This window comes from Mycobacterium sp. 1165178.9, assembly GCF_001673555.1.
Classification (GTDB): Bacteria; Actinomycetota; Actinomycetes; order Mycobacteriales; family Mycobacteriaceae; genus Mycobacterium.
In genome coordinates, this window is the sequence record NZ_LZMB01000173.1 from 1 (window position 1) to 6,628 (window position 6,628).

At 62.3% G+C, this 6,628-nt stretch carries 7 protein-coding genes and 2 pseudogenes; 7 read left to right on the forward strand and 2 right to left on the reverse strand.

The window, feature by feature from the left end; translation table 11 throughout:
- The 3 genes and pseudogenes from A5652_RS28450 to A5652_RS08450 all read left to right on the forward strand — a co-directional run.
- Nucleotides 1-76, forward strand: a 76-nt coding sequence (locus tag A5652_RS28450; protein ID WP_232001121.1) for a hypothetical protein, incomplete at its 5' end; no start/stop codon positions are given.
- A gap of 8 nt (nucleotides 77-84) precedes the next feature.
- Nucleotides 85-1,172 (forward strand): annotated as a pseudogene (locus A5652_RS08445) (NmrA family NAD(P)-binding protein).
- Nucleotides 1,173-1,178: 6 nt separating this feature from the next.
- Nucleotides 1,179-1,688, forward strand: a complete 510-nt coding sequence (locus tag A5652_RS08450; protein ID WP_067349126.1) for a DUF302 domain-containing protein — start codon at nucleotides 1,179-1,181, stop codon at nucleotides 1,686-1,688.
- 113 nt (nucleotides 1,689-1,801) lie between these two features.
- Here A5652_RS08450 and A5652_RS08455 read toward each other — a convergent pair whose 3' ends face one another.
- Nucleotides 1,802-2,563, reverse strand: a complete 762-nt coding sequence (locus A5652_RS08455) for a hypothetical protein (protein WP_067349129.1) — start codon at nucleotides 2,561-2,563, stop codon at nucleotides 1,802-1,804.
- 181 nt (nucleotides 2,564-2,744) lie between these two features.
- Here A5652_RS08455 and A5652_RS28455 point away from each other — a divergent pair.
- Nucleotides 2,745-2,903, forward strand: a pseudogene (locus tag A5652_RS28455) (TetR/AcrR family transcriptional regulator); the annotation flags it as partial.
- A complete protein-coding gene (locus tag A5652_RS08460; protein ID WP_232001122.1) occupies nucleotides 2,904-3,347 on the forward strand; it encodes a TetR/AcrR family transcriptional regulator in 444 nt (147 codons plus the stop codon).
- A 117-nt stretch (nucleotides 3,348-3,464) separates the two neighbouring features.
- Here A5652_RS08460 and A5652_RS08465 read toward each other — a convergent pair whose 3' ends face one another.
- Entirely contained in the window at nucleotides 3,465-4,958 is a 1,494-nt protein-coding gene (locus A5652_RS08465) for an FAD-dependent oxidoreductase (protein WP_067349135.1), read from the reverse strand.
- Between the two features lie 238 nt (nucleotides 4,959-5,196).
- Between A5652_RS08465 and A5652_RS08470 the strand changes: the two genes are divergently transcribed.
- Entirely contained in the window at nucleotides 5,197-5,805 is a 609-nt protein-coding gene (locus A5652_RS08470) for a TetR/AcrR family transcriptional regulator (protein WP_067349138.1), read from the forward strand.
- Entirely contained in the window at nucleotides 5,802-6,626 is an 825-nt protein-coding gene (locus A5652_RS08475; protein ID WP_067349141.1) for a hypothetical protein, read from the forward strand. Before A5652_RS08470 ends, A5652_RS08475 begins: the two co-directional genes overlap by 4 nt.
- Nucleotides 6,627-6,628 lie beyond the last annotated feature (2 nt).

The following is a 6,628-nucleotide window of genomic DNA, read 5'->3' on the forward strand; positions in this document are numbered from 1 at the left end:
CGGCGGCCGGTACGCCTTGCAGACGATGTGCGAGGGCGGCGGCATGGCCAACGCGACGATCATCGAGCGGTTGTGAGCCGGCCAATGTCTCCTCACACCACCTCGGACATCTTCGTCGTCGGCGGCACCGGAGCCCAGGGCATGCCTGTCATCCGCGCGCTCGTCGCCGACAAGAAGTACTCGGTTCGGTTTCTCACCCGCGACGTCGGCAGCCGGCGAGCCAGGGAATTGTCCCAACTGGAAAACGTCTCGCCGTGGAGGGATCCTTCGCCGACGAAGCGACGCTGCGTGAGGGATTCCGCGGTTGCGATGGAGCCTTCGTCAACATCGACGGGTTCAACACCGGCGAGAAGAGCGAGACCTACTGGGCAATCCGCAGTTACGAGATCGCCATCGAAGAAGGAGTCAGGTTCTTCGTGTACGGAAACCTCGACTACGGGCTGAAGAAGGCGGGATACGACTCTCGGTTCCGCACCGGTCATTACGACGGCAAGGGCCGCGTTGGCGAGTGGATCCTGTTCCAGAATCAGGTGAATCGCGATCGGATGGGCGCTGCGTTGTTCACCTCGGGTCCCTACATCGAGATGGTGATCTCGCCGGGTACGCCGATGACGCCCACCGTGGAGGACGGCGTCCTGACATGGCGTGTTCCTCTCGGCGACGGGGCGGTGCCGCACGTGTCGCTCGAGGACTGCGGTTACTATGTGCGTTGGCTTTTCGACCATCCCGAGCGGGCGAACGGCATGGACCTCGAGGTCGCTGTCGACGATGTCGCCTACGCCGATCTCGCCGCGGCGTTCGAGAAGGTCACCGGGCATCCGGCGCGGTACGTCGACACCGACCTGGACACGTACTGGCGAAACGGTCCACTCAGCGTCATCGCCGACGCGCCCGCCGGTTACAACGCCGACCGCAAAGACAAGAGCACGATGAACGTACGGGACAACTTCACCGGCTTCTGGAATCTCTGGAAACACCGAGTGGTCAAACGGGATTATGGGCTGCTGGATGAGATCCACCCGAACCGGATCAGGAGTGCCGAGGAGTGGTTCAGGCGTCAAGATCAACTTGCGCGGGAGCTGGGTGGGGGCTCCCTTTGGGAGCGGATCCAACCGGAGAATCGAACTCCGATACTCAAGATCGGCGAGGACCAGCGGCAAGGGAAGCTGTAGCCGACGATGTCCACCTCCAATCCACGCGAGATTCCCTTCGACGGCGTGCGGGTGCGCTACGACAGCGCCAAGAGCTATGACGAGCTACTCGCGGCGCTGCTCGCCGACATCGGCGAGCAGCCGGTGCCGATCAACGAGATCGCGGCGAGCACCAGCGACTGGCAGTCGTATCAGGAACGCGTCGAGTCTCACGTCGGCCCAAGCGGATTCATGCTGTTCGGCACGGTCGACCACGGCGCCTGGATCACCAAGGCCGACATCGACCGCAAGGCGTTGCGGGTGATTCTGGGTAATCCGCTGATCGCGATCACCATGCTGCGCCATGACGTGACGGCCGGCTTGTTCGCCCCGGTCGAGATGCTGTTACTCGAGGAGGACGACGGTCACAGCAGCCTGACCTACATCAAGCCGTCGTCGCTGATGGTCGTCGAGTCCAATCCCGAATTGTCTGACGCCGCTGGGCGACTCGACGCAAAGCTCGCCGCGCTGGCTGAAAAGGTGACCGGCGCGCCGTGATGCGACTTGGTCAGCGCGGCCGGAGAGAGTGGGCGCTGGCTGGATAAGCCGGGTACACACGGCGGGTGGCCTCCACCCTTATCTAATGCGGGAAACCGTACCGTCAAGCGGGCTTAGAACTTTACCGCGAGGTCTTGCCGGGCCAGCCTGCGAACGCCCCAGAAGTAGGTGACGAAGGGCATGGTGCACCACAAAAGGTTCAGAACTACAAACTTGATCCACATCTCGACCGGACTGGTCATGCTGTGCAGATTGTTGGCGATCTCTACCCCGAAATAGATCGCTGGCAGCGTGACCTCCACGATCATCCCGCCCATGATGAGGGAGAGTTGAGTGCTGCTGAACCGCTTGCCGTTACGGAAGAACTGGACCATCGCATACGCCTCGAACAGTCCGACGAAGAAGGCGATCCACTCGAGAACGACAACGAGCGGGTCACCATTGAGGTAGCGGGCGTCGCCCCCAAGCAGGATGGGCGCCCACATGTACGTCCACAGCGCGCCATGCTGGACACCGTTTCTGATCTGGTCGAAGAACAAGAGCCACGGCAGTTCCCAGATGAATCGTGGAATCAGGGCGATGAATACCCAGACGATGACCATCGCACTAAGACGTTCCGCTTTGGTGCGATCACGTTGTCCGGGAAGGGGTAGCCACGGCAGCGCGAGCGCGGTCAAGAAACAGCCCACGACGAAGACGACCAGTGTGGTGGAGGCGACGACGTGGGATACCCCGGCATGAAACTCGAGGTACCAGAACACGATGTGGACGACGAAGAAGAATGCGAGAACGCCGAACAGCGACTTTTGCAGTGACGAGAACCCGGGCTTCGCCGTTGAAGCCTCCTTGTCGTCGGCACTGATCGTCTCAGTCATAGGTTCGGCTTTCGAGAGGTTAGCTGCACGACCAAAGCATGGCACATGCCATGTTTTGGTGGCAAGGGCCGCTTCTTCGCCATCCGTCGGTGAGCGTCTCGCGCTGACGAGCAGGGAACTTCGAGCAGTGTCTTAAGCTCTTTTCGATGAGACGACGCACTAAGCAGGGCGGATCGGGGCGGTGACTGCGGGCAGACGCACCGCTCCGCGTCGCCCTGCCGCTGGGCGACAGCAGCGGGGGGACCGGACCCGAGAGCTGCTGATTGACGAGGCGGTTCGCTGCATTCGGGAGGAGGGCTTCTCGGCAGCGAGTGCTCGGCACATCATTGAACGCGCCGGCATGAGTTGGGGTGTCATTCAGCATCACTTCGGAGATCGGGACGGTCTGCTCTCCGCCGTCATAGAAGATGCTGTTGACCGTCTCGTCGCATCGCTTGAGGTATTGGCCGACCCTGAGCGCGTAATGGGCACCGAAGACTTGGTGCGGTCGACGTGGGAAGCATTCGCCAATCCAAAGGCCATGGCAGGATTGGAGATTCTCATTGCGGCCAAGAACCTGCGTGGCGGGCTTGGTGGACAACACATGCAACGTCTCGGCGCGGCCCTGGCGGCGTTGATCGCTCGTCTGAATACCGGGACAGACCGTGAACATGGCGTCGCTTTAGGCATGCTGCTGTGGACAACACCTGTGGCGATGATGCTCGCCGAAATGTTCGCCACGCCTCCGCTAACCATCACTGATGCCCAGAAGGCAGTAGCCAAACTCATCGACGAACATCGCTAGCGTCGGCTTCGATGACTCATTGCTCGCGGCGAATCATTAGCTCGGCCGCCACGGCTGCCGGGATTCCGTTGGGGTTTGACCGTCAACCTCGAGCCTTGGATGACAGGGTTTAACGTTTCACAATTGCGTTGTGGCGCTAGGCGCATACTCCTCGCCCAGCGGACCGCAGCGGATATCGAAACGCTCCCGGACCGTGTCCAGAACACGGCGGTGGCGTTCGCGTTCCCGGCGGTGCATGAGCATGAACCGCGCCAGGCCCGGCAAGCGGCGCGGTAGCGGGTACCAGTTATCGAAATCCAGGCCGTTTTCGCTAAATACGCTACGGGGAACCTCGTCGTAGATCAGGCCGAGGTTGTGCTGGACGAGCGCGAAGAGCACGTACGGAAATGCCAGCGGTGCCTTCTGCCTCAGATTCTTCCAATCGACTTCGTAGAGCGGGAGCTCACTGAGCTTGTCCAACAACAGCAGATGGCCCAGGAAATACCCCATGAACGCGGGCAAGTGCAGTATTGCCGATTGCACGTTGATGGAAACGATTGCGCCGCTGGGCGAAACGTAAGGCTCGTACGAGTCTTCATCGGGGAATTTGACGTATCCCGTGCAGTTGACGATCCAGCTGCCCGGTTGAATCGTCTTGGTCGATCCGCTCCGGAACACCAACTCGGTCGTGTCATTGCGGTCGACCGCATCCTGGAAATAGTCCATGACGACATCGTTCAGCCCCGCGGAGATCGTGCGGTTTTCGGCCTCGGACAGCACTCCCAACACGAAGTTGTCCGCCTGGGTGGTCAGGAAGGTGCCATGGCATTCCCGGTACCAACCTTGGACGTCTGATTCGTTCGTGCCGTCATATCGGCGACTGAGCCGTGTGGCGATGGCGCTCGGCGGTGTGCCCTTCCACCACCGCGAGGCGCCGCTCGGAAACAAGCTGTCGCGTCTGGAGAAGAACGTTCCGTGGCCGGCTACGAGGTTTACCTCGCGGCCGGGGTAGGTGGTGATCAACGCGTGCGCAGTGTCCATCGCGGTTTTTCCGCCGCCGACGATCCACACCGGTGCATCGCTTTCGCTGATGTCGCCCGCCCGGACGTCGCAGTAGTCGGGCGACACGGAATGGACGCGGGTGCTGGAGATATCGAGCGGTTCGTTCGGCGTGATTCCCAGGCCGAAGGCTTTGATCAATCGCTTGGCCTCGACAACGAGCGTCCGGCCGTCGGCAGCCCTAGCGGTGACCCGCACGATTCCGTTCGCTTCTTCCTCCGACTGGAAGTCCCAGCCGAAGTACTCGTCCACCTGCACGCGTTGCCTTATCACGTCCACGCAGTGCTGAAAATGGTCCAGCACTTCGCCTTTGGTCGCCAAGTAGGAGTGGTCCTTGCCGATGGTCCACCCGATGTTGCCCGCGGTGAACATCGGATGCGGTTGATGCAGGCGGACATACGGGTACACATCGACCCACATGCCGCCGGCGCGCGGCCGACGATCGATCAGGATCACCTTGTTGTCCCGCGACAGGTATCGGCTCGCGGCGAACAGAGCATTCAGCCCGGCGATGCCTGCTCCGACGATGCACACGTCGCAGGTTTCTACCGGTGGGGGCTGGGACGCGGACATCTGACCACCTTTCCTTGCACCGGTAACAAGTATGTGCCCGCGCCACGCAGCGGCGATAGCGTAATCGAGTACCCGAAGCCGAGCGGTTAGCTCATCGCGACGCTGCCGAATCGCGGCTACCTGCGGCGTCGGCATGCTCCGGCGATCCAAAACGGGCTCGGCGGTCCGCGGTCGACGCTGGCGAGCTTGGCTGACATCCGTCATTGACGACCGTCAGCGAGTGGCGTAGGGTGCGTGCATGCAGTCACCACGGGCGCCGTCCGCGACCGAGTCGCCGGCCGGGGGCGTCCGCGAGGCGCGACGGCTGGAAACCCGCGCCCGCCTGTTCGACGCGGCGCTGGCCGAGATCTCGCGGCGCGGCGTGGCCGCTGCCGATGTCAGCGCGATCGTTGCCGATGCCGGCGTGGCCCGGGGGACGTTCTATTTCCACTTCCCAACCAAGGAGCACGTCCTCATCGAGGTGGAGCGCCTCGAGGAGACCCGAATCATCAGCGAACTCGGCGACGCCACGGGCGATCTGGCCTCGGTGCTCTCCCAGCTGGTGCATCACGTGCTCCGCGCCGAAAGTCGGCTGGGCGAAGCGGTTTTCCGGGACATGCTGGGATTGCACTTCTCCTCGACCCGTCCGGTCGAAGAGGAGTTCGCCCAGCACCCGGTCGGCCAATTCCTGGTCGGAGTCATTAGTCGAGCCCAAGACGCGGAGCAGGTCGACTCCGGCGTCGACGCGGCCGAACTCGCGACGTTCTTCCTCACCGGACTCTTCGCGCTGCTGGCCACCGGGGCCCACGATGCGGCGCTGTTAAGCCGTTATGTGACAACGATTGTCAAAGGAATGGAGAAGCGATGAAGCGCACCGGCATCGAGGGCTACCGGGACTTCTTGACCGAGCGTGACGGCGAGGCCGATCTGCTCAACAGACGGCTGGCCAATCGCGAGCAGTTCTTCAACGACCTGGAAGCGAATCCCATTCGGTCAGCCCATCCCGCCGACCGAGCCACCTTCCTGCGCAACCTGCGCCGCCGGCGCCCCGAACCCGGCCTCGATCCGAAGATGCTTTTCCTGCTGGCAACCGCGAAGCTGAATCAGGCGGAGCGCTTCGGTGTGGGACTGGGTGAGACGTACGGGCGCAACAGCGACGAGAGCGTGCCGCCCGAGCGCGTCTACCTCGAGCTGGAAGAGCACTACCACACCCGGCTGCTGGCCTACGCGCTCGACGTATTCGATCTGACCTTCCAGGTCGTCCCGCCGCCCTTCGTCATACGCCAGTTCGTCAAAGCGAACGTGTTCCTGCCTGAACGACTCGGTTTCTTGTTCGTCGGAGCCGCGGAGATGGCGGGATGCATCCTGTTCGACGAATTACGCCGCGCCGGAAGCAGGCTTTTCGCGGACGAACCGGAGGTCGCCGAACGCATCGAACTGCTCTACAGCGAAATCCTCACCGACGAGATCGGCCACGTCGGCTACTGCGCCTCGCGCTGCACATCCGGGGAGCGGGCGATCATGCGTCGAATCTACCCGCTCATCGGGCGAATGTTCGCCCGCCAAACCGCGGAGATAAGCCTGCTCATCGATCCAAAGGCGTTGCACGCGCGGCTGGATCGCCCCTTCGATGTCGAGGAACTCACCGCCGACCTGAACAACGAGACCTATCTCGTCACACACCCCTGACG